Source organism: Pseudomonas sp. NFX98, assembly GCF_047784845.1.
Lineage (GTDB): Bacteria > Pseudomonadota > Gammaproteobacteria > Pseudomonadales > Pseudomonadaceae > Aquipseudomonas.
This window is the reverse complement of the sequence record NZ_JBLNNF010000019.1, coordinates 21,084-40,832: the sequence shown is the minus strand read 5'-3', so window position 1 is coordinate 40,832 and position 19,749 is coordinate 21,084. Positions and strand designations below refer to the sequence as shown.

The following is a 19,749-nucleotide window of genomic DNA, read 5'->3' as shown; positions in this document are numbered from 1 at the left end:
AGCTTCCTTAGGTCCTGAAAAAATAAAATGTAGCCTGCTAACGCGCGGACATCCATGAACGGCATCGCACTTTAGCGACTGGCGTTGTGATCGCCGGGGTCCGTGTATGTCCGCGCGTTCAAGTAGTTCATCCATCGTTCATAGGCCTCGTGTTGCCATTGGCTGACACGCTCCCATTCCGGTCCACTGAGCTGATGCTCGGAAATGAGATTCATCATTTCGTTGGTGGCCGCATTCAGATCGGCAATCAGCTCATGGGCACGCGCCCTGAAGTCATCGGTTGTCGTCATTTTGAACTGACCCCGCCCTGCCGAAAAATCGGTACTTCACTACGACAGCGGATTTTGCCGATCGCGCAAATTTCCCGACCAAAGGAAGCGCTGCGGATTCAGAAGAACACAACGCTCCACTGCGCAAATGGGTCTAAAATTTTGAAGCACAGAGTTACAGGAGGTCCTCATGTGGCTTAACGAATCGGAACAGGAACTGCGGCGCGGTCTGCAAGGCCTGGCCTCGGATCTACGCTGGTCGGCGGTCGAGCTTTTACGCATCGCAGAACAGTTGCGCCTGACAGGCAACGATGTCGATGCAGAAGCTGTCAGGAGGCTCTGCGACTTGTTTCAGGGAGATGAGCAACGGCTGTCTGGTTATGCCGAAGAAGTGAAGGCCAAAATCATTACGCGCAATAAGGCCCAATGACCACTAACCAACCGCACTGGCACAACAAAAAGCCCCGGCATGCCGGGGCTTTAACGTAGCGTCAATGCGCTCATTGGTTGCTGGCTTGCCTGCTCGACCGCGACTTGTAGCCCGGAAGAGACGCCGCAAACGCCAGTGCTTCCTCCCGGCTGCCAAATGACCCCAGCCGGTCACCTTTGGTGCAGACCCGCCACGGGCCGTTGTTCACGCTGAGTACGTCATAACCGTTCATGTGCATTTTGTTCAGCATCGGAACACTCATGGTCACCTCCATCTCGGCAATGATATCCAAGGCTAACGCACCTACCTTACACCCACACCTCGCGAAGATGACGACCAGACGTCGTGTCAGGATTCCGGCACTTTCAGACGCCTCAACCGCTCCAAACAACCAGATACCGGTGAAACGGGAGCCGGCTCGAATATTGCAGTTTCATGACAGTTTGATGACAACCGGTATTCAGGTAACACATGAAAGTACGCGCAACCGTCATTTGCGAGCTGGACCGACACATACTGCTGGTGCGCAAGCCAAGGTCTCGCTGGACATTGCCCGGCGGCAAGGTCGAGCCCGGTGAAACCACCGCGGGCGCGGCAATGCGCGAGCTACAGGAAGAAACCGGGCTCGGCGCCGAGGACATGCTGTACCTGATGGAACTGGAAACCGGCAGTACTCTTCACCATGTCTTCGAGGCATCGGTGCCGAATGCCCATGAAGTCCGCCCGCAAAACGAGATCTTCGACTGCATCTGGTTCCCGCTTGATTCGGTGCAGAACCTCAATACCAGCGACGCCACGCTCAGGATCGTCAAAGCCTTTCAGCGTCGCCTGTAGTCCAGCACGGGATCAGCCCTGATCGCCGCCGCCCACCGGCATGATCATGCCGGTGATATACGACGCTTCATCGCTGGCCAGAAACAGAATAGCCCCGGCCTGCTCATCCAGCGTTCCGTAACGCTTCATCAAACTGCTGTCGAGGGTCTGGTCGACGATCTGCTGATACCAGATCTTTTCCTCGGCACTTTGCTCGGCCGTGTTGCGTGGCACACGGCGTGGCGGCGCTTCGGTGCCGCCAGGTGCAGTGGCATTGACCCGAACCCCGCGCCCGGCGGTTTCGAACGCCAGGCAAGCGGTCAGCGCATTCACTCCGCCCTTCGCTGCGCCGTACGGCACGCGGTTGACGCTGCGGGTGGCGATCGACGAGACGTTGACGATTGCACCGCTGCCCTGCTCCAGCATGAACGGCAATGCGGCATGACAGCACCACAACGTCGGGAACAACGAGCGACGAACTTCTGCCTCGATCTGCGACGCTTGGTAATGCTCGAACGGCTTGGCCCAGATCGTGCCGCCGACGTTATTGATCAACACATCGAGACGCCCGAAACGCTCGACAGCGGTTTGCATCACCCGGTCGCATTCCTCGTACTGCTCAAGATCGGCGGTCAGCGCCAGCACCTGGCAATCCGGTGCCAATTGCTGCTGAAGCTCGAACACCAGCTCGGAGCGATCGACCAGAATCAACTTCGCCCCTTCCGCCGCCATGCGTTCGGCAACACGCCGACCGATGCCTTGGGCGGCGCCGGTGATCAGCGCGACTTTTTCGTGGAATCTGTTCATGGACACCTCAAGATCGACTGCGCCACGCCACCCTTCTGTAGGAGCTGTCGAGTGCAACGAGGCTGCGATCTTTTGATTTTGTTCTTCAAAGATCGCAGCCTCGTTGCACTCGACAGCTCCTACATGGTGGGGCGTAGCGGCAGGGAATGGTCAGGCCGCGCTGGCGGCAAATTTTTCGTAGTAGAAGTTCGCCGGCGCGATGCCTTTTTCGCGAATGAACTGGCTGACCGCCTCGACCATCGGCGGCGGGCCGCACAGGTAGACGTCGACGTCGCCATCGTTCAAATGCTTTGGCTCGATGTGCTGGGTTACGTAGCCCTTGAGCGGGTGCTGACTGTCCGGGCTGGCGACGCAGGCGCTGTAGGTGAAATTCGGGATGCGCGCAGCGAAGGCTTCCAGGCGATCGAGTTCAACCAGGTCAAAATCGTGAGTCACGCCGTAGATCAAATGCAGCGGATGATCACTGCCCTGCTCGGCGATTTTTTCCAGCATCGCTGTGAACGGCGCCAGCCCGGTGCCGCCTGCCAGTAACAGCAAGGGGCGGCGGATATCGCGCAGATAAAAGCTGCCCAAAGGTCCGGCCAGATTCATGCTGTCGCCCGCCTTGGCCATGCCGGTAAGGAAACTGCTCATTAGACCGCCCGGCACGTTGCGAATCAGAAAACTGACCTCGCCGTCGCGCTGCAACGAACTGAACGAATAAGCGCGGGTCTGCTCGCTGCCGGGAATGCCCAGGTTCACGTATTGCCCTGGCAGGAACGCCAGTTTGCACAACGCCTCGCCCTTGATCGACAGCGCAATGGTGCTGTCGGACAACTGGCGCACGGCGCTGATGGTCGCGTCGTAACTGGCCTGACGCGTGCGGCAGACTTCCGAGGAGGTCGGCACCCGCACCACGCAATCACTCTGGGCGCGCATCTGGCAGGTCAGGACAAAACCCTGTTCGGCCTCTTCCGCGCTGAGGGCATCTTCGATGTACTCCTCGCCCAGATCGTAACGGCCGGCTTCGGCAAAACACTTGCAGGTGCCGCAGGCGCCGTCGCGGCAGTCCAGCGGAATATTGATGCCCTGGCGGTACGCAGCATCGGCCACGGTTTCGCCCACATTGGCGTCGATGAATCGGGTGACGCCGTCTTCAAAATTGAATGCAATGGAATGAGTCATGACGGCAGCCTCACAAGTGGTAAACATCGATGACCTGGCGAACGTAGTCGTTCTTCAGGATCACTTTCTTGGCCTTGATCAGCGGGTTTTCACCGCGCACGTCGAGGGTGTAGAAACTGCTGCCGAAATAGCTGTCGACGGTCTTGTAGCGAAAGCTCAGGGTGTGCCAGTTGAAGCGCACCTTGCACAGTCCGTCGGCCTGTTCCAGCAGTTCGATGTTGCTGATGTTGTGGGAGGTGCGAGTATCCGGCACGCTGGCGCTGGAACGCTCGGTCTTGATGCGGAAAATGCGGTCTTCCAGGCCGGTGCGGTTGCCGTACCAGATCAGCGAGATTTCCCGTTGCGGGTCTTCGGTCAGCTCGTCGTTGTCGTCCCAGGACGGCATCCAGTACGTCGCGTCGGGGGCGTACATTTCCAGCCATTCGTCCCACTGCCGGTCGTCGAGGTAGCGCGCTTCACGGTAGAGAAAGTCGCGCACCGCTTCATAGGAAATGCTCATTGCACGTCCTCCACGGCGATCAGCTTCGACTGCTCGGCTTCCAGCGCCTTGAGCATGGTCTGTTGCCAATATTTGTGTTGCAGCACGAACAGGCCTTCGTCTTCGGTGCGCACACCACTGAGCAGCGGATGCAGATCGATTTCCTTGGCCGCGTCGTCGGCGCCTTCGATCCAGTGTTCGGCGCCGCGGGACATGTCGTTCCACGTCGTGACGCTGCCCTGGTAACTGGTCTGGCAGGAGCGGAACTCTTCCAGATCGTCCGGCGTGGCCATGCCGCTGACGTTGAAGAAGTCTTCGTACTGACGAATCCGGCTGGAACGCGCGTGGTCGCTTTCGCCTTTGGGGGCGATGCAGTAAATGGTGATTTCGGTGCGGTTGACCGAGATCGGCCGGGCGATACGAATCTGAGAGCTGAACTGGTCCATCAGGTACACGTTCGGGTACAGGCACAGGTTGCGCGAGTTCTCGATCATCCAGTCCGCGCGAGCCTTGCCGAAATCTTGCGCCAGCTCGTCGCGACGTTCGTACAGCGGACGATCCTCAGGGTTGGACCAACGGGTCCAGAGCAGCATGTGGCCCTTGTCGAAGGAATAGAAACCACCGCCCTGCTTGGCCCAGCTACCGGCGCTCATCGTCGGGTTGGCGTCACCGGCTTCACGCTGTTTGCGCTGGTTCTGGGTGGCCGCGTAGTTCCAGTGAACGGAGCTGACGTGGTAACCGTCGGCACCATTTTCGGCGGTGAGTTTCCAGTTGCCTTCGTAGATGTAGCTGGAAGAACCGCGCAGCACTTCCAGGCCATCGGCGGACTGGTCGACGATCATGTCGATGATTTTCGCCGACTCGCCCAGGTGCTCGACCAGCGGCAAGACATCAGCCTTGAGGCTGCCAAAGAGGAATCCGCGATAGGACTCGAAACGCGCAACCCTGGTCAGGTCGTGGGAGCCTTCGCAGTTGAAACTCGAAGGATAGCCGGCGTTGGCCGGATCCTTGACCTTGAGCAGCTTGCCGGAGTTGTTGAACGTCCAGCCATGGAACGGGCAGGTGTAGGAGCTCTTGTTGCCGGACTTATGCCGGCACAGCATCGCGCCGCGGTGGCTACAGGCGTTGATGAAGGCGTTGAGCACACCGTCCTTGTTGCGCGCGACGAAGATCGACTGACGCCCCATGGTGGTGGTGTAGAAATCGTTGACGTTGGGGATCTGGCTTTCGTGGGCCAGGTACAGCCAGTTGCCTTCGAAGATGTGTTCCATCTCCAGATCGAACAACCGGGGGTCGGTGAACATCTCGCGTTTGCAGCGATAGAGGCCCTGCTCGGGATCGTCTTCAAGCAGGGAATGCACGTATTCGGGTCGCAGGGTCATGGCCGCCGCCTCCATTGTTATTGTTCAGGCAGTGCCAATGCTAGGACGGGACAATGGGGCGGACTATCCGCGGGGTGCAGACCTTTATCCGTTTTGTGCAAACAAGCCCGTAGGAGCTGCCGAAGGCTGCGATCTTTTGATTTTGCTTTTTAAGACAAGATCAAAAGATCGCAGCCTGCGGCAGCTCCTACGGGAGGGATATTGATTCAGTGCCGGCGCTTGAGGGTATCCGACGGCAACTCCCCAAACTGCTTCCGGTAGCTGTCGGAAAACCGTCCCAAATGCAGGAAGCCATAATCCATCGCCACCTCCGTAACATTGCGCACGTTGCAGGTCGGGTCGCTCAGGCAGGCGTTGATGCGTTCCAGGCGTTTTTGGCGGATGTAGTTTTTCGGCGTGACGCCGGCATTGCGTTCAAACAGGCCGTACAACGAACGCAGGCTCATGCTGGCCTGGCGCGCCAGTTCTTCGCTGTCGATCTCCTGCTTGAGATGGTTCGCGATGTAATCGGCAATCGCTTCGAAAGTAGCAGTCTGCGAGCCGAGTTCAAGGCGACTGACGTTGGTCTTCATCAGGCCGAGCATCTTGCTGGCGATGATCTGCGTGTAATGCTCCTGCACCCTGGGAATCTGCTCGGTGGACTCGGCTTCCTGGCAGATCATTGCCAGCAAATTGACGAAGCCTTCCAGTTCATTGAGCTGATAGCGGTTCTCCAGGAATCGCACGCCCTGCCCCGGATAGCGCCAGCGCTGCTCATCGCAGACGGACTCGAACAAATGGGTGGGGATTTTGAGGATGAATTTTTCGCAATCGGCGGAATAGGTCAGGTCCACCGGATCGTCGGGGTTGATCAGCAGCAGTTCACCCGGTGCGAAATAATGCTCCTGGCCGTGTCCACGCCACAGGCAGTTGCCGCGCAACAGCACTTGCAGGTGATAGATGCTCTCCAGCGCGCCAGAGGTGACTCGCACACTGGCGCCGTAGCTGATGCGGCACAGGTCGAGGCTGGCGAACTTGCGATGATCGAGGCTGGCCAGCGGGCTGCCGGCGCGAGGCATGAGAATGCAGTGGTTACCGACGTGCTGATTGACGTAGCCCGACACCGCATAAGGGTCGGCATGGTCGAATACTCTGCTGCGCTGACTCAACAGTTGAGCTTGCATCATCGGGTCACTCTCGTTGTTGTTATAGGTTGCTTCGGGCCATTCTAGGGCAGTCCTTGCAGCTGTGTATCAATGCACTGACCTGCGGGCGGTTCAGCGAACAACGCAAATCCCCTGTAGGAGCTGCCGAAGGCTGCGATCTTCTGATCTTGAAAGATCGCAGCCTTCGGCAGCTCCTACAGGGGAGCGCGGATAATCAGTCTTCCAGTGCGCGAACCCGCTCGTGACGCTGCTGCTCGTCAGGCTGGGCGGACGATTGCAGGGTGAAATCGAATTCGATTTCGGCAAAACGACCGCTGACACCATGAGCCGCCGCACGGGCCTGATCATCGCTGAAGGTGATCTTGGCAATCAGTTCGTCACGGGTGGCGTAGGCGAAATCGTCATGCAGGTACTTTTCGCCATCCAGGTTGATCTGGGTGGTCAGGTGACGATGATCCGGGGCGGAAATGAAGAAGTGTACGTGCGCCGGACGCTGACCGTGACGGCCCAGTTGATCGAGCAGTTGCTGGGTCGGACCGTCCGGCGGGCAGCCGTAACCCGACGGCACGATGCTGCGAAAACGGTAGCGGCCTTCGGCATCGGTGACGATGCGGCGACGCAGGTTGAATTCCGACTGCGAGGCATCGAAGTACGAATACGTGCCGCCAGTGTTGGCGTGCCAAACGTCCACCACGGCACCGGCCAGAGGTTCGCCAGCGGTGTTGAACACGCGGCCTTGCATGAACAGGGTCACGCCCGGATCGACGCCGTCATCGAGGCGCGCTTCGCCTTCGGACAGCGGCGCACCGGCCACGTACAGCGGGCCTTCGATGGTGCGCGGCGTACCGCCGGACTTGCCGGCCTGTTCGTCTTCGGCGTCCATCAGCAGGTCGAGGTAATGCTCCAGACCGAGCCCGGCCACCACCAGCCCGGCTTCCTGGCGCGCACCCAGCACGTTGAGGTAGTTGACCGCCTTCCAGAATTCTTCCGGGGTCACCGCGAGGTCTTCGATGATGTTCACCGAGTCACGCAGGATGCGGTAGACCAGGGCCTTGGTGCGCGGATTGCCCTGATCGTTGAGCAGGCCGCTGGCCTCTTCGAGAAATTTTTGTACTTCAGCAGTATGGGAAATCTTGACGTTCATTTTGGTGGGTTCCTCATATTGTAATTATTAGCGTAGCGAGCTGAACAGGCTGGGCTCAGCGGTCATCGTCACGGATGGAAGAAGGATGCCGGCACATCGCGTCGATTTCGATGGCCATGTACGGAAACAGCGGCAGTTGCATCAGCAGGTCATGCAGTTCCTGGACGCTGTCGACATCGAACACGCTGTAATTGGCGTAGTGCCCGGCGATGCGCCACAGGTGGCGCCACTTGCCCTGCTCTTGCAGGCGCTGGGCCAGGGCTTTTTCGTCAGCCTTCAATTTATTGGCCGCTTCAGGATTCATGTCGACCGGCAGGTTCACGGTCATTTTTACGTGGAACAGCATAATGCTCTCCTCAGGCTTGGTGAATGGCAGTGGAAGTTTTGTCGCGGCGGAAAAACGCCAGGCGCTCTTCATCCAGGCTCAGGCCCAGACCCGGGGTTTTCGGCACGTGCAGTTCAAAATCGCGATACACCAGCGGTTCGCTGAGAATGTCTTCGGTCAGCAGCAGCGGGCCGAACAACTCGGTGTCCCACGCCAGTTTGTTCAGGGTGACGAAGGCATGCGCCGAGGCCATCGTACCGAGGCCACCTTCGAGCATGGTGCCGCCGTACAGGGCGATACCGGCCGCTTCAGCGATGGAGGCGGTGCGCAACACGGCGCGCGGACCACCGTTCTTGGCGATTTTCAGGGCGAACACCGAAGCCGCGCCTTCGCGGGCCAGGTTGAACGCATCTTCCACACATTCGATGGACTCATCGGCCATGATCGGCGCCGGGCTCATGGCATTCAAGCGCGCCATGCCGGCGCGGTTGTTGCGCGAGATCGGCTGTTCGATCAGGTCGATGCCATTGGTGCCGAGAATGCGGCAGGCACGGATTGCGACGGCTTCGTCCCAGGCCTGATTGACGTCGACCCGCACGCTGGCGCGGTCGCCGAGGGCTTTCTTGATGGCGATGACGTGGGCCAGATCGCGGTTGACCTCACCGGCACCGATCTTCAGTTTGAAGATGCGATGGCGGCGCAAGTCGAGCATTTTTTCCGCTTCGGCGATGTCTTTTTCGGTGTCGCCGCTGGCCAGGGTCCAGGCCACCGGCAGCGCGTCACGAACGCGGCCGCCGAGCAATTCGCTGACTGGCAGACCCAGGCGCTTGCCCTGGGCGTCGAGCAACGCGGTTTCGATACCGGATTTGGCGAACGTGTTGCCACGGATGCTGCGCTCCAGGCGCAACATCGCCGCATTGACGTTGCCGCTGTCCTGGCCGATCAACAGCGGTGCGAAGTGCGTGTCGATGTTGGTTTTGATGCTGTCGGGGCTTTCGTTGCCGTAAGCCAGGCCACCGATGGTGGTGGACTCGCCGATGCCTTCGATGCCATCGGCGCACCGCACGCGAATGATCACCAGGGTCTGGTTCTGCATGGTGTGCATCGCCAGCTTGTGCGGGCGGATGGTCGGCAGATCGACGATGATCGTCTCGATCGATTCAATGGCAGTAGCAAGCATTTCGATACCCATCAGGTTCTTGGAGTTCTGGAATCGATTCTCGTACGGCTTTTTTCGCGACGCCAATATAGAATTGGTCTGACTTGATACCTTAAAGGTATGCAACCGACTGAAGTCTGGAGGATCCATGGAACTGCGTCACCTGCGTTATTTCCAGGTATTGGCTCAAACCCTCAACTTCACCCGCGCCGCCGAGCTGCTGCACATCGCCCAGCCGCCGCTGAGTCGGCAGATCCAGCAACTGGAAGACGAACTCGGTGTGATGCTGCTGGAACGCGGGCGCCCGCTGAAGCTGACCGACGCCGGGCGGTTTTTCCATGAACATTCCACCGCTCTGCTCGAACAACTGAACAAGGTTTGCGACAACACGCGGCGCATCGGTCTGGGGGAAAAGACCTGGCTGGGCATCGGTTTTGCACCTTCGACGTTGTACGGCGTGCTGCCCGAGCTGATTCGTCGCTTGCGCAGCGGCGAGCCGTTGGAGCTGGAGCTGGGGCTTTCGGAAATGACCACGTTGCAGCAGGTGCAGGCGTTGAAGGCTGGGCGTATCGACATCGGCTTCGGGCGTATCCGCATCGACGATCCGGCCATTGTGCAGACCGTGTTGACCGAAGACCGCCTGGTCGCCGCCCTGCCCGCCGGTCACCCGCTGCTCGCTGGCCCCATCAGCCTGCGCGATCTCGCCAAAGAACCCTTTGTGCTGTACCCCGGTAACCCGCGACCGAGCTACGCGGATCATGTCATCGCACTGTTCGAATCCTATGGAGTGAGCATTCACATCGCGCAATGGACCAACGAGCTGCAAACAGCGATTGGTCTGGTGGGGGCCGGAATCGGGGTCACGCTGGTGCCGGCCTCGGTGCAGTTGCTGCACCGCGACGACATCGGCTTCACGCCGTTACTGGAAGACAACGCGACCTCGCCGATCATTCTCAGTCGGCGGGTGGGCGATGTGTCGCCGGGGTTGAACCATTGTTTGCGAATGATTGATGAGCTGCTGCCGCAGGGCTAAACCACATTTAAGGAGCTGCCGAAGGCTGCGATCTTTTGATTTTGCACTTTTACGGCAAGATCAAAAGATCGCAGCCTTCGGCAGCTCCTACACGGGACGTTTCAACCGGCAAGTGCCCGGCGCCCTGCCCTCATTTCCTTACGCAACTCGCCGACAAAATCAGAGATTGCGCGCACGCTGGTCAGGTGCTCGGTCGAAACGTTATCGATCCGCAGTTTGACGCACCGGGGTTCGCGCTCGTAAACCTCGATACGCAACAACCCCAATGTTTCCGTGCACTCGCAAGCCAGCGGCTCAAAACCCGACTCCACAATGTTGCAAAGGACTGAAATGGGAAGCATGGCTGACGCCTCCGGCGGCAGTTGAGCGGATTGGATCCGTTTGAGCATAGATCCGCTTTGAAGATTTTGCGCCAGCAAAAATGTTAAATGCCTCTCACTTTGAACAGATTTTCAGTGGGCATTGTCCTTCCAGATCCAGTTCCAGACCCCCGGCAACTCAACCGGCTGAGCACTGTCTCGCAACGTACGCGCCATCGCCGCCCGTTGCAGTTCGGCGGTGTCGTTATAAAACGGCTGGTCGGCGGTTTTCACGCCGGTCGCCTGGGCGCTGTCGAGCAGGATTTGCAAGTACTCGCGGGTATGCCGGGCGGTGTAGCGATTGAGGTCGTGAAAGGTCACCACCACCGGGATCACCCCATCCACCACCGGCAGCTCGCCGCGGGCGATGCGCTCGCGCACCTCGGACATCGAACGCAGCATGTGCGAGCGACGGCGCGGGCTGGCGTTGAAACCCCAGATTTTTCCGTCGTTGGCGCTCAGGTCGGTTAGCACCACATGCAAGCCATGCTGTTGATAGGCGGCGAAGGTGCGCTTGTCGTAGCTCCAGAATGGCGGGCGCACCAAGGTCGGCGGCGCGCCGGTGATCGCGGCGATGTCGACACAGCCATCGGTGAGCGCCTGCTCCAGTTCTTGCGCGTCCAGCGAGCGATGATTGGTGTGCGACGGCGTGGCCGTGTGGAAGGCCAGAATGTGCCCGGCATCGCGCTCGCGATGCATGACCGCGCGGCCGATCTCACTGTTACCGGCCCGAGTGGCTCGGGTCTGCACAAAGAACACCGCTTTGATGTCCGGCTGCAGCGGGTTGATCGCCAGGCTGTCGAGCACGGTTTCGGTCGGATTCCAGAAACTTGACGCGCTGGGGCCGTCATCGAATGTCAGCAGAAAGCGGATCGGTGGTTGCGCGCGCAGCCGTTGTTCGGTCTGCGGCGTCATTGCGATGGGAGCAGCAATACAGCCCAGCAGACCGACCGCCATGGCGCACGTCAATAGAACCTTGAACACCTGTTTCATGTTTTGCCTTGGGCCAGACCGTTTTGGTCAACACGTCAAACGGCAAAATTCCTTCGCCCGTTCATCCTTCATCGACCCGCAGGAAGCTGCGGGCCGAGGTTGGATAAGGGTACACAGTGTTTGGTTCCGGGGCTCGTTTACTGCGCCAGCGACTGTTGAAATGAGCCGTCAATGATCGGCGCGGTTGCCAGTTCCGTCGGCAGTGCCTTGACCTTGAACAGGAAGTCCGCGGTGCTCTGCAAATCCTTGGCGGCCTGCGCATCCACCGGGCCGACGGTCATGTGGGCCTGACGCAACCAATGGCGGGAAACGTTCTGGTCGAGATTGGCCTTCTTCGCCCACAGGTCGGCGTATTCGTCCGTGTTGTTATCCACCCAGGCCCGAGCCTTTTTCAGGCGCCCGAGAAAGTCGGCGATGGCTTCACGCTTGCTGTCGATCGACGGCGTCGATGCGGCGATGGCACTGAGGCCTGGCATCAGGTTTTTTGCGGTGAGAATCGGCCGGGCGCCGGAGAACAGGATCTGCTGGGAAATGTACGGTTCCCACACCGGGAAGGCATCGATGCTGCCCTGAGGCAACGCGGCGGCGGCATCGATCGGCATCAGCTTGATGAAATCGACGTAGTCTTCCGGCAGGTCGGCTTTTTCCAGGGCGCGCAAGGTCAGTTGCTGGCTCCAGGCGCCGGGCCAGTAGGCGACTTTCTTGCCCTTGAGATCTGCGATGGTCTTGACCGGCGAATCCTTGGGCACCAGCAAGGCAATGGTGTCCGGGTTCTGCCGTGACACGCCGATCAGCTTGACCGGTGCCTGCTTCGCCGCGAGGAACAGAAAACCCGAATCGCCGAGAAAACCCAGGTCCAGCGCCCCGGTGTTCAACGCTTCGGCCAGCGGTGCAGCGGCCTGGAAGTGCTTCCAGTCGACGGTGTACGGCGCGTCTTTGAGCACACCCGACGCTTCGACCGAGGCGCGAACGTTGTAGTAGTTCTGGTCGCCGACATGCAGGACGACAGGCTCGGCGGCGTAGGCCATGGGCGCGGCAAACAGCGCGCTGGTTAACAGACCGCGTACGAATCGGGACAGGTTCATCGGGGACTCCTTTAGGGTGATTGCGCTAGACCATAACGCTCTTACAAAGGCTTTTTAAATTCGATTTACGCATAAGCTCATGACTCCCGACACACGCTGTTTGCCCAGCAACAGCGACTCAGCAGACTGTTTTCCGGGGTACAGCCCACCGCGCCTTCCACTTCGCTGCAAGCCTTGAAAACCCGCAAAACCGAGCACATGGCACAGAGCCTGCAATATTTCTTTTATGCAGGCCTGCCACTGGAAGTGGCCAAGCTGCAATTGTCGCGCACCGACCTGAGCAGCCCGCAACTGACTGCCAAGGATGTCATCGCCTCGAAAGCCGCCGCACCAATTCTGGTTTCCGAGGAATTGGTACGCCGTGGTGTGAACGTCGATCAGGTGATCGATCAGTTGATCGACACCGGGTTCAAGGAAACCGTTGCTCGTCAGTAATCGTAAAAGATCGCAGCCTGCGGCAGCTCCTACAGGGAAACGCATATCCCAATGTAGGAGCTGCCGCAGGCTGCGATCTTTTGATTTTGTCGAGACTGGAGTCCCTCATCACCAGCAAAAGCAAAAGCCTGAAGGCTTGGCGCTACCCGCGCTGATCCTTCTGATGCTGGAATCGTCGTGCACATCGGCTGGCTGCTGTCCTACCAAATGCCCGCCCCCAGCGAAATCGCTCTGACCCTCAAAGATCTCGCCGAAGGCGTGCTGTGGCTGGGCATCGACGAGATCTCGAAGATCGTCTTGATCGCCATTGGTGCGTTCTTTCCGGTGTACCTCAACGGCGTCGCGGCGATCCGCAACATCGGCGCAGCGGGTGGCCATCGCCCGTGGTCTCTACTCGCTGCTGGCGCAACTCAAGGCATTGTCGTTGACCGAGTTGCAACGGGCACACGTGATCTGAGGCAACTAGACTGAAAGCCTGGGCCGGAGGATTCAGTCGATGTGCGGAAGACTGTCGCAATACCGGGGTATTCACGATTTCGTGGCGGTGCTGAGCATTCCCGACGCGCTGATCAATCACGTCGGCGATCAGCCCCTGGCCCGCTACAACGCTGCACCCACCACGCAACTTGCGCTACTGCACATGGAGGATGACGGCTTGCATGCCGATTCGCAGCGCTGGGGTTGGCGACCGCACTGGGCCAAGGATCGCGCTGCACCGATCAATGCGCGGGTCGAAAAAGTTGCCCACGGCCCATTCTTCCGCGCGATCTGGCCGCACCGCGCGATCTGTCCGGTCGACAATTGGTTCGAATGGGTCGATGCCGGAGACGGTACACGGCAGCCTTGGCTGATTCGCCGGCGCGATCATGGGCCAGTGTTTTGTGCAGCGATCGGGCAATTCCCGATTGGCACCGCGCCACCCAGGGACGACGACGGTTTTGTCATCATCACCGCCGACAGCGCGGGCGGCATGGTGGACATTCACGACCGACGACCGGTGGTGTTTTCGGCAGAACTGGCGCGGGAATGGCTGGACCCGGCGACGCCCAAGGAACGCGCCGAGCAAATGGTACTTTTGCAGAGAGAGGACAGCGACGCCTTCACCTGGCACAAGGTCGGCAAAGCGATTGGCAATAGCAGAAACCAAGGGGCGGAATTAATTGTTGAAGTGAGCTGAAAGTGTCAATAACGACAGAGACACAATCACAAATAACAGTGATGCCCGGAAGATCAAGTTGCTGGCGTTACAACAGCTGTTTCAAGCAATTAACACCTGCATTGCAGTATTAACCGCCGGTCTGACCATACAGTCGCATTGCATACATTTTTTGTCGCTAACGCTAGTATTCGCGCCGCGTTTCCAGTTGCATCACCCAGTTGACCAAAGAGTCAATAACTAAGGAAATCCCATACAACAAGCCTTGCAGAGAACTAAATTGCGCGACGATTTTATAAATAATCAAGTCGTGAGTCTGGCGTGTGTTTATCTTACAAAGACAGAACACTACCAACTCGACTGCTTTATCGGGCAATACATAGAAACCCGTAACTTGCATTCAATCCCCAATATCAACGCGGTCCTGAATTCGACCCTCGAAGGCTACCCGGGCAAACACCCGGTCATGGTCAACGAGCTGAATGCCTGGATCGACAAGACGTTGGGTTTTCGGGCCGCTCATCCGGACTTCCTCAACACTCTGGATTAGTCCTGATAACGGTCGCAAACACGACAAAGCCCCGCTACGAACGGGGCTTTGTCGTGTCTGGAACCCGGTCAGGGTTTCAACGGACGCTCGATATCGCGATCCGACAGCTCGCGGCTGTCGTCATGTTTCCAGGTCTTCTCCGCTTTTCTCTGCTGCTCAATCTCTTCTTCCGTCGGTTCATCCATGTCTTCATCCGGGTCCGGACGCTTGGGGTCATTTGCCATGTTCGCCTCTCTTCCTGAAGGGATCGGTCATCAACTTTAAGCGTAGAACAGATTCGTCTGCCCGGCTTACAGCCACCAGCGCAGCAAAAAGAAAAAGCCCATGCTCAACAGCATGCTGAGCAAGGTGTTGCGGGTGTAGAGCACCAGGCCGACGGCCACCAGCGAACTGATCAGGTACGGGTTGTCCCATTGCAGGTTCAGCTGTTTCTCGGGCATGAACACGATCGGCCCGCAGATCGCGGTCAACATGCCCGGTACGGCGAAGCCGAGGAACTGTCGGGCATTACTGCTCAACCGTACTGGCAGTCGCGGCTCGAGAAAGACATAGCGGTTGAGAAACACCAACACGCCCATGCCGAAAATCACTGCCCAGACCATCATGTGCGCGTTCCCTGGAATTTATTGCAGATAAACCCGGCGGTCATCCCCGCCAACCCCGACAGCACCAGCGCCGAGCCCCATTGCCAGTAGCTGAACAGCACCGAGCAGAACAGCGAAACCGCGACGCAGACCACGGTCGGCACATTGCGCACCACCGGGGTGATCAGGGCGATGAAGGTGGCGGCGATGGAGAAATCCAGGCCCAGGTGTTCCAGGCCGGGAATGCTGCTACCGAGCACGATGCCGGCCAGGGTGAAGAGGTTCCAGGCGATGTAGAACGTCAGGCCCACGCCCAACGCGAACCAGCGGTCGAATTGTTGTTTGTCGTGCTGGCTGGTCAGGGCGAACAACTCATCGGTGAGCAGAAAACCCAGCCCTACGCGCCAGCGCCCCGGCAATGGCGAAATCACCGAACGCAGGCTCATGCCGTAAAGCAAATGCTGGGAAGTCAGCAACAACGTGGTCAGCAGGATCGAAAAAATTCCGGCGCCGCCCTTGAGCATGCCGATGGCCACCAGTTGCGCGGCACCGGCGAACACGATGCTCGACAAACCCTGGCCTTGCAGGGGCGTGAGATTGGCTTCGATGGCCATCGACCCGGCCAGCAAGCCCCAGGGCGCGGTGGCCAGGGACAGCGGCATGATCGCTGCGGCGCCGCGAAGGAACGCACTGCGCGGCAAGTGTGAGTTGGACATATCGCTCTACAACCAGGGGAAAGACCCCAGACTGTGCCAGCAGTCGCGGCCAATGGCTTGAACAATCTTGCTCAATACCGCGACCCCGTGCCATTCATCGGCTGCCCGCTTGCGCCGCCAAAGTAGTAGCAACATGATGGCGCTGCATTTTTTCCTTCAAGGTGCAGGCCCTTCATGAATCCACTCGAAACCGACAGCGACGTCTACAAAACCCTGCTTGAGTCGACCAAGGCAATTCCATGGCGAATCGACTGGAAAACCATGACGTTCAGTTACATCGGGCCGCAGATCGAAAGTCTGCTGGGCTGGAAACAGGACAGTTGGGTTGGCGTTAATGACTGGGTCGAGCGCATGCACCCGGACGATCGCGATTACGTGGTGGAGTTCTGCGTCTCGCAATCCCGAGCCGGGGTCGACCATGAAGCCGACTACCGGGCGCTGACCCACAGTGGTGAATACGTGTGGATTCGCGACGTGGTGCACGTGGTGCGCAAGGACGGCGAGGTCGAGGCGCTGGTGGGGTTCATGTTCGATATCAGCGAGCGCAAGAAAACCGAGGAACACCTGATTCGCCTGCAAAAGCAGCTCGAAGAATATTCCTACCAGGACGGCCTCACCGGCATCGCCAACCGGCGCATGTTCGACACCGTGCTGGAGCGGGAATGGGCCAGCGCCCAGCGCACGGGATCGCCGCTGTCGGTGCTGGTTCTGGATATCGATTATTTCAAGCAATACAACGACCATTACGGCCACATCAAGGGCGATGAATGCCTGCGCCACGTAGCGCGCACCTTGTCGCTGGCGGCCAATCGGCCACGGGATTTCATTGCGCGGATCGGCGGCGAAGAGTTCGTCTGGCTGCTGCCGGAGACCGATGCCGAGTCCGCCAGGTTGGTGGCGCACAAATGCCTGCACCTGATTCGCCAGCAACAAATCGCCCATGAGTTTTCCGCCGTTTCATCCGTGCTCAGCGTGAGCCTCGGCGTCGGCACCACCCACGCCTCGCAGCACGCCACGGCGCTGGAATTCGTCGAACAGGTCGACCAATTGCTCTACAGAGCCAAACACAACGGACGGATGCGCGCGGAGTTCGCCGATTTTCGTGATTGACAAACACCGCCCGGGCTTTTAAAACTGGGCGCCTCAATCAGGGTGTAAGCAAAGATGTCCGCAACCTTCAATCACAACTCTTCCGTCATTGGCTTGATTGCCAAGGCGCAAGGTTGCGTTGCGCGCACCCTCAAATCGAAGAAACAGTCGCTCATGTGACCGGGGCGCGCTGTCCCGTCAGATGAGCTGACAGGACATTGAGCGCGACGGACCACCCTCCCCTTGCTTACTTCCTTCTACGCTCCTGACGGTGACGAAATCGGTCAACCATCAGGAGAAAGTGCATGTCATCGTTTCAAGGTATCTGGGTTCCGCTCGTCACGCCGTTCCACAACGGCGCCATCGATTTCGTCGGCCTGCAGCGTCTGGTCAGCCACTTGCTGGAAAAAGGCGTCGACGGCCTGATTGTCTGTGGCACCACCGGCGAACCCGCCGCGATGGGCAAGCATGAGCAACTGGCGGTGCTCGATGCGGTGCTGGAGCAAGTCCCCGCGCACCGCGTGGTGATGGGCCTGGCCGGCAACAACCTGACTGAATTGCTGCAATTCCAGAGCGAAATCCTCAAGCGTCCGGTGGCAGGTTTGCTGGTGCCGGCGCCGTATTACATCCGCCCCTCCCAGGCCGGACTTGAGGCGTTTTTCAAGACCGTTGCCGACGCTTCAAGCGTGCCGCTGATTCTCTACGATATTCCCTACCGCACCGGCGTGGCGTTCGAACAGGCGACCTTGCTCAACATCGTCAGCCACGAGCGGATCGTCGCGATCAAGGATTGCGGCGGCAATCTGAACAACACTCTCGCGTTGCTGGCCTCTGGAAAAGTCGATGTGTTGTGCGGCGAGGACAACCAGATTTTCAATGCCTTGTGCCTCGGCGCCAAAGGCGCGATCGCGGCGTCGGCGCATGTACATCCCGAGCGTTTTGTCGCGCTGTACCAACAGGTCCGCGACAATCAATTGGCCGCCGCCCGCAGCACATTCTTCGAGTTGCTGCCGCTGATTCAAAGCCTGTTCATCGAACCCAATCCCGCCCCGGTCAAAACCGCTCTGGCCCTTGAAGGCTTGATCGACGATGAACTGCGCGCGCCGATGCTACGCAGCAGCGAAGCCATGGTGACGCACTTGAAGGCTGTTCTCGGCGCACTGAACAATCGATAGAGCGTCGGCCATTGGCCCGAGTACCATGGAGCGATTCGCCTGATGCCTGCGGGAGCCGCCATGCTCTACCGAATCGCCGCCGATGGGCTGGTGCTGTTTCACCTGACGTTCATCCTGTTCGTGTTGTTCGGCGGGTTGCTGGTGCTCAAATGGCGCCGCCTGATCTGGTGGCACTTGCCCGCTGCTGCGTGGGGTGTGGCGGTGGAGTTTTTCCACCTGCCCTGCCCGCTGACGCACTGGGAAAACCTGATGCGCCACGCCGCCGGACAAAGCGGTTATGGCGGCGGTTTCATCGAACATTATGTGTGGCCGGTGATTTATCCGGCCGGGCTGACTCCGGCGATTCAATTGTGGCTGGCCGGTTTGGTGTTGCTGGTCAATGCGGTGGTCTATTTTCGGTTCTTCAGGCAATCATCCTGACGACAAAATCAAAAGATCGCAGCCTTCGGCAGCTCCTACAATGATCGAGGGTAGGAGCTGCCGAAGGCTCGGGCCGCGTTCGGACGATCTTTTGATCTTTAACCAAAGGCTGAAACCATGCTGTCGATTGAAGACCTGGCATTGCTGGAGGCCATTCGCGAAACCGGCAGCCTGTCGCGGGCCGCAGTCAAACTGGGCAAGGCACCGTCCACGGTGTCCTATGCCGCGCGGCAACTGGAAGAGCGTTTCGATGCCTTGCTGTTTGACCGTCGTCGCTATCGCTTGCAACTGACCCCGGCCGGCGAGTTGCTGGTCAACGAAGCGTCGCGGTTGATGGAGGATGTCTCGCGCCTGACGCAACGGGTGCAGCAAGTGGCCAATGGCTGGGAGAGCCGGTTGTGGATCGTCACCGACGAATTGCTGGAGTTCGAAAACCTGATCCCGGTGATTCGCGAGTTCGATGCGCTGGGTTCCGGCGTACCGCTGCGGGTCACCCAGGAAGTGCTCAAAGGAGTCTGGGAAGCCCTGCGTGAAGGCCGCGCCGATTTGGTCATTGGTGCCACCAACGAACCACCGGCAATTCCGTCGTTGCGCTGGATGCAGTTGGGGGAAATGGAATGGGTGTTCGCCGTTTCGCCAAAGCATGCGCTGGCCAAGGCCAAGGAGCCGATTTCCAGGGCGAAGGTGACGCAACACCGGGCGATTGTCGTGGCCGACTCGTCGAGAACCACCGAGGGTCGAACCTACGGTGTTTCTGGCGGGCAACCGGTGCTGGCGGTGGCGACCATGCGCGCGAAAATCCTCGCGCAGTGCGCTGGATTGGGCGTGGGCTGGTTGCCCAGGCATCGGGTCAGTTCGTTACTCGACAACGGGACACTGGTGGAAAAGCAGATGGCCGACCCGCGCGAGCCAAACATTCTGTATGCCGGCTGGCGCGGCGATCACGACGGTCGCGCCTTGAACTGGTGGCTGGAAAAACTCAAGCAGTCGCACCTCGCCAGGCAACTGGTGCAGGGCATCGACCTGTTTGTGTAACAG

The 19,749-nt window shown here is 59.1% G+C and carries 25 protein-coding genes and 2 pseudogenes; 11 read left to right on the top strand and 16 right to left on the bottom strand.

Features of this window, described 5'->3' with window-relative positions:
• Positions 1 to 71 precede the first annotated feature (71 nt).
• A complete protein-coding gene (locus ACM110_RS23355; protein WP_416129622.1) occupies positions 72 to 290 on the bottom strand; it encodes a hypothetical protein in 219 nt (72 codons plus the stop codon).
• A gap of 169 nt (positions 291 to 459) precedes the next feature.
• On the opposite strand from ACM110_RS23355, the gene ACM110_RS23350 reads away from it, so the two are divergent.
• Complete coding sequence (locus ACM110_RS23350; protein WP_416129621.1) at positions 460 to 699, top strand: hypothetical protein; 240 nt, start codon at positions 460 to 462, stop codon at positions 697 to 699.
• A gap of 70 nt (positions 700 to 769) precedes the next feature.
• On the opposite strand, the gene ACM110_RS23345 is transcribed toward ACM110_RS23350, so the two are convergent.
• Positions 770 to 961 carry a DUF2188 domain-containing protein gene (locus ACM110_RS23345; RefSeq protein WP_338586048.1) on the bottom strand — a complete coding sequence of 64 codons (192 nt, stop codon included), beginning with the start codon at positions 959 to 961 and terminating at the stop codon, positions 770 to 772.
• Between the two features lie 209 nt (positions 962 to 1,170).
• Here ACM110_RS23345 and ACM110_RS23340 point away from each other — a divergent pair, with 209 nt between their 5' ends.
• A complete protein-coding gene (locus tag ACM110_RS23340; protein ID WP_416129620.1) occupies positions 1,171 to 1,533 on the top strand; it encodes an NUDIX hydrolase in 363 nt (120 codons plus the stop codon).
• Positions 1,534 to 1,545: 12 nt separating this feature from the next.
• Here the strand turns inward: ACM110_RS23340 and ACM110_RS23335 are convergent, their stop codons facing one another.
• From ACM110_RS23335 to ACM110_RS23300, 8 genes are all read right to left on the bottom strand, one after another.
• Positions 1,546 to 2,319: a 1,6-dihydroxycyclohexa-2,4-diene-1-carboxylate dehydrogenase gene (locus ACM110_RS23335; protein ID WP_416129619.1), complete on the bottom strand. Its 774-nt coding sequence runs from the start codon at positions 2,317 to 2,319 to the stop codon at positions 1,546 to 1,548.
• Between the two features lie 150 nt (positions 2,320 to 2,469).
• Positions 2,470 to 3,483: a benzoate 1,2-dioxygenase electron transfer component BenC gene (gene benC, locus ACM110_RS23330; RefSeq protein WP_416129618.1), complete on the bottom strand. Its 1,014-nt coding sequence runs from the start codon at positions 3,481 to 3,483 to the stop codon at positions 2,470 to 2,472.
• A 10-nt stretch (positions 3,484 to 3,493) separates the two neighbouring features.
• Positions 3,494 to 3,982 carry a benzoate 1,2-dioxygenase small subunit gene (gene benB, locus ACM110_RS23325; protein WP_095056909.1) on the bottom strand — a complete coding sequence of 163 codons (489 nt, stop codon included), beginning with the start codon at positions 3,980 to 3,982 and terminating at the stop codon, positions 3,494 to 3,496.
• Positions 3,979 to 5,343 (bottom strand): benzoate 1,2-dioxygenase large subunit, encoded by a 1,365-nt coding sequence (gene benA, locus ACM110_RS23320; RefSeq protein ID WP_416129617.1) that lies wholly within the window; start codon positions 5,341 to 5,343, stop codon positions 3,979 to 3,981. The genes benB and benA overlap by 4 nt, the downstream gene beginning before the upstream one ends.
• Before the next feature lie 206 nt (positions 5,344 to 5,549).
• Positions 5,550 to 6,509 (bottom strand): AraC family transcriptional regulator, encoded by a 960-nt coding sequence (locus tag ACM110_RS23315; RefSeq protein WP_416129616.1) that lies wholly within the window; start codon positions 6,507 to 6,509, stop codon positions 5,550 to 5,552.
• A 193-nt stretch (positions 6,510 to 6,702) separates the two neighbouring features.
• On the bottom strand, positions 6,703 to 7,632 hold the full coding sequence (catA, locus tag ACM110_RS23310) for a catechol 1,2-dioxygenase (protein ID WP_416129615.1): 930 nt from the start codon (positions 7,630 to 7,632) through the stop codon (positions 6,703 to 6,705).
• Positions 7,633 to 7,687: 55 nt separating this feature from the next.
• A complete protein-coding gene (gene catC / locus ACM110_RS23305) occupies positions 7,688 to 7,978 on the bottom strand; it encodes a muconolactone Delta-isomerase (protein ID WP_338586040.1) in 291 nt (96 codons plus the stop codon).
• Between the two features lie 10 nt (positions 7,979 to 7,988).
• The gene (locus tag ACM110_RS23300; RefSeq protein ID WP_165798769.1) at positions 7,989 to 9,137 is read right to left on the bottom strand and encodes a muconate cycloisomerase family protein; all 1,149 of its coding nucleotides are present in this window, start codon (positions 9,135 to 9,137) and stop codon (positions 7,989 to 7,991) included.
• Positions 9,138 to 9,264: 127 nt separating this feature from the next.
• Here ACM110_RS23300 and ACM110_RS23295 point away from each other — a divergent pair, with 127 nt between their 5' ends.
• Positions 9,265 to 10,149 carry a LysR family transcriptional regulator gene (locus ACM110_RS23295; RefSeq protein ID WP_416129614.1) on the top strand — a complete coding sequence of 295 codons (885 nt, stop codon included), beginning with the start codon at positions 9,265 to 9,267 and terminating at the stop codon, positions 10,147 to 10,149.
• A 101-nt stretch (positions 10,150 to 10,250) separates the two neighbouring features.
• Here the strand turns inward: ACM110_RS23295 and ACM110_RS23290 are convergent, their stop codons facing one another.
• From ACM110_RS23290 to ACM110_RS23280, 3 genes are all read right to left on the bottom strand, one after another.
• Complete coding sequence (locus ACM110_RS23290) at positions 10,251 to 10,490, bottom strand: DUF1652 domain-containing protein (protein WP_416129613.1); 240 nt, start codon at positions 10,488 to 10,490, stop codon at positions 10,251 to 10,253.
• 111 nt (positions 10,491 to 10,601) lie between these two features.
• Positions 10,602 to 11,501, bottom strand: a complete 900-nt coding sequence (locus ACM110_RS23285) for a polysaccharide deacetylase family protein (RefSeq protein WP_416129612.1) — start codon at positions 11,499 to 11,501, stop codon at positions 10,602 to 10,604.
• Positions 11,502 to 11,638: 137 nt separating this feature from the next.
• Complete coding sequence (locus ACM110_RS23280) at positions 11,639 to 12,586, bottom strand: ABC transporter substrate-binding protein (protein ID WP_416129611.1); 948 nt, start codon at positions 12,584 to 12,586, stop codon at positions 11,639 to 11,641.
• Between the two features lie 228 nt (positions 12,587 to 12,814).
• Here ACM110_RS23280 and ACM110_RS23275 point away from each other — a divergent pair.
• The 4 genes and pseudogenes from ACM110_RS23275 to ACM110_RS23260 all read left to right on the top strand — a co-directional run.
• A pseudogene (locus ACM110_RS23275) lies at positions 12,815 to 13,021 on the top strand (aliphatic sulfonates ABC transporter substrate-binding protein); the annotation flags it as partial.
• 70 nt (positions 13,022 to 13,091) lie between these two features.
• Positions 13,092 to 13,381: pseudogene (locus ACM110_RS23270) on the top strand (hypothetical protein); the annotation flags it as partial.
• Between the two features lie 136 nt (positions 13,382 to 13,517).
• Entirely contained in the window at positions 13,518 to 14,198 is a 681-nt protein-coding gene (locus ACM110_RS23265) for an SOS response-associated peptidase family protein (RefSeq protein WP_416129610.1), read from the top strand.
• Positions 14,199 to 14,457: 259 nt separating this feature from the next.
• On the top strand, positions 14,458 to 14,727 hold the full coding sequence (locus tag ACM110_RS23260; protein WP_416129609.1) for a hypothetical protein: 270 nt from the start codon (positions 14,458 to 14,460) through the stop codon (positions 14,725 to 14,727).
• 68 nt (positions 14,728 to 14,795) lie between these two features.
• Here ACM110_RS23260 and ACM110_RS23255 read toward each other — a convergent pair whose 3' ends face one another.
• The 3 genes from ACM110_RS23255 to ACM110_RS23245 all read right to left on the bottom strand — a co-directional run bounded on the left by ACM110_RS23255 (position 14,796) and on the right by ACM110_RS23245 (position 16,027).
• Complete coding sequence (locus tag ACM110_RS23255) at positions 14,796 to 14,951, bottom strand: hypothetical protein (protein ID WP_416129608.1); 156 nt, start codon at positions 14,949 to 14,951, stop codon at positions 14,796 to 14,798.
• Positions 14,952 to 15,017: 66 nt separating this feature from the next.
• Positions 15,018 to 15,329, bottom strand: a complete 312-nt coding sequence (locus ACM110_RS23250) for an AzlD domain-containing protein (RefSeq protein WP_322618258.1) — start codon at positions 15,327 to 15,329, stop codon at positions 15,018 to 15,020.
• The gene (locus tag ACM110_RS23245) at positions 15,329 to 16,027 is read right to left on the bottom strand and encodes an AzlC family ABC transporter permease (RefSeq protein ID WP_416129607.1); all 699 of its coding nucleotides are present in this window, start codon (positions 16,025 to 16,027) and stop codon (positions 15,329 to 15,331) included. The genes ACM110_RS23250 and ACM110_RS23245 overlap by 1 nt, the downstream gene beginning before the upstream one ends.
• Before the next feature lie 174 nt (positions 16,028 to 16,201).
• Between ACM110_RS23245 and ACM110_RS23240 the strand changes: the two genes are divergently transcribed.
• The 4 genes from ACM110_RS23240 (at position 16,202) to ACM110_RS23225 (ending at position 19,746) form a co-directional block, all read left to right on the top strand.
• Positions 16,202 to 17,137: a diguanylate cyclase domain-containing protein gene (locus ACM110_RS23240; RefSeq protein ID WP_416129606.1), complete on the top strand. Its 936-nt coding sequence runs from the start codon at positions 16,202 to 16,204 to the stop codon at positions 17,135 to 17,137.
• A 284-nt stretch (positions 17,138 to 17,421) separates the two neighbouring features.
• Positions 17,422 to 18,291, top strand: coding sequence for a 4-hydroxy-tetrahydrodipicolinate synthase (dapA, locus tag ACM110_RS23235; protein WP_416129605.1), 870 nt, complete (start codon positions 17,422 to 17,424; stop codon positions 18,289 to 18,291).
• 60 nt (positions 18,292 to 18,351) lie between these two features.
• Positions 18,352 to 18,711: a DUF2784 domain-containing protein gene (locus ACM110_RS23230; RefSeq protein ID WP_416129604.1), complete on the top strand. Its 360-nt coding sequence runs from the start codon at positions 18,352 to 18,354 to the stop codon at positions 18,709 to 18,711.
• A gap of 117 nt (positions 18,712 to 18,828) precedes the next feature.
• Positions 18,829 to 19,746 carry a LysR family transcriptional regulator gene (locus ACM110_RS23225; protein WP_416129603.1) on the top strand — a complete coding sequence of 306 codons (918 nt, stop codon included), beginning with the start codon at positions 18,829 to 18,831 and terminating at the stop codon, positions 19,744 to 19,746.
• Positions 19,747 to 19,749 lie beyond the last annotated feature (3 nt).

What these genes read in the sequence shown, in the direction of transcription:
- ACM110_RS23355 (WP_416129622.1), bottom strand. Translation starts at nt 290, where the DNA reads ATGACGACAACCGATGACTTCAGGGCGCGTGCCCATGAGCTGATTGCC.
- ACM110_RS23350 (WP_416129621.1), top strand. Translation starts at nt 460, where the DNA reads ATGTGGCTTAACGAATCGGAACAGGAACTGCGGCGCGGTCTGCAAGGC.
- ACM110_RS23345 (WP_338586048.1), bottom strand. Translation starts at nt 961, where the DNA reads ATGAGTGTTCCGATGCTGAACAAAATGCACATGAACGGTTATGACGTA.
- ACM110_RS23340 (WP_416129620.1), top strand. Translation starts at nt 1,171, where the DNA reads ATGAAAGTACGCGCAACCGTCATTTGCGAGCTGGACCGACACATACTG.
- ACM110_RS23335 (WP_416129619.1), bottom strand. Translation starts at nt 2,319, where the DNA reads ATGAACAGATTCCACGAAAAAGTCGCGCTGATCACCGGCGCCGCCCAA.
- benC (WP_416129618.1), bottom strand. Translation starts at nt 3,483, where the DNA reads ATGACTCATTCCATTGCATTCAATTTTGAAGACGGCGTCACCCGATTC.
- benB (WP_095056909.1), bottom strand. Translation starts at nt 3,982, where the DNA reads ATGAGCATTTCCTATGAAGCGGTGCGCGACTTTCTCTACCGTGAAGCG.
- benA (WP_416129617.1), bottom strand. Translation starts at nt 5,343, where the DNA reads ATGACCCTGCGACCCGAATACGTGCATTCCCTGCTTGAAGACGATCCC.
- ACM110_RS23315 (WP_416129616.1), bottom strand. Translation starts at nt 6,509, where the DNA reads ATGATGCAAGCTCAACTGTTGAGTCAGCGCAGCAGAGTATTCGACCAT.
- catA (WP_416129615.1), bottom strand. Translation starts at nt 7,632, where the DNA reads ATGAACGTCAAGATTTCCCATACTGCTGAAGTACAAAAATTTCTCGAA.
- catC (WP_338586040.1), bottom strand. Translation starts at nt 7,978, where the DNA reads ATGCTGTTCCACGTAAAAATGACCGTGAACCTGCCGGTCGACATGAAT.
- ACM110_RS23300 (WP_165798769.1), bottom strand. Translation starts at nt 9,137, where the DNA reads ATGCTTGCTACTGCCATTGAATCGATCGAGACGATCATCGTCGATCTG.
- ACM110_RS23295 (WP_416129614.1), top strand. Translation starts at nt 9,265, where the DNA reads ATGGAACTGCGTCACCTGCGTTATTTCCAGGTATTGGCTCAAACCCTC.
- ACM110_RS23290 (WP_416129613.1), bottom strand. Translation starts at nt 10,490, where the DNA reads ATGCTTCCCATTTCAGTCCTTTGCAACATTGTGGAGTCGGGTTTTGAG.
- ACM110_RS23285 (WP_416129612.1), bottom strand. Translation starts at nt 11,501, where the DNA reads ATGAAACAGGTGTTCAAGGTTCTATTGACGTGCGCCATGGCGGTCGGT.
- ACM110_RS23280 (WP_416129611.1), bottom strand. Translation starts at nt 12,586, where the DNA reads ATGAACCTGTCCCGATTCGTACGCGGTCTGTTAACCAGCGCGCTGTTT.
- ACM110_RS23265 (WP_416129610.1), top strand. Translation starts at nt 13,518, where the DNA reads ATGTGCGGAAGACTGTCGCAATACCGGGGTATTCACGATTTCGTGGCG.
- ACM110_RS23255 (WP_416129608.1), bottom strand. Translation starts at nt 14,951, where the DNA reads ATGGCAAATGACCCCAAGCGTCCGGACCCGGATGAAGACATGGATGAA.
- ACM110_RS23250 (WP_322618258.1), bottom strand. Translation starts at nt 15,329, where the DNA reads ATGGTCTGGGCAGTGATTTTCGGCATGGGCGTGTTGGTGTTTCTCAAC.
- ACM110_RS23245 (WP_416129607.1), bottom strand. Translation starts at nt 16,027, where the DNA reads ATGTCCAACTCACACTTGCCGCGCAGTGCGTTCCTTCGCGGCGCCGCA.
- ACM110_RS23240 (WP_416129606.1), top strand. Translation starts at nt 16,202, where the DNA reads ATGAATCCACTCGAAACCGACAGCGACGTCTACAAAACCCTGCTTGAG.
- dapA (WP_416129605.1), top strand. Translation starts at nt 17,422, where the DNA reads ATGTCATCGTTTCAAGGTATCTGGGTTCCGCTCGTCACGCCGTTCCAC.
- ACM110_RS23230 (WP_416129604.1), top strand. Translation starts at nt 18,352, where the DNA reads ATGCTCTACCGAATCGCCGCCGATGGGCTGGTGCTGTTTCACCTGACG.
- ACM110_RS23225 (WP_416129603.1), top strand. Translation starts at nt 18,829, where the DNA reads ATGCTGTCGATTGAAGACCTGGCATTGCTGGAGGCCATTCGCGAAACC.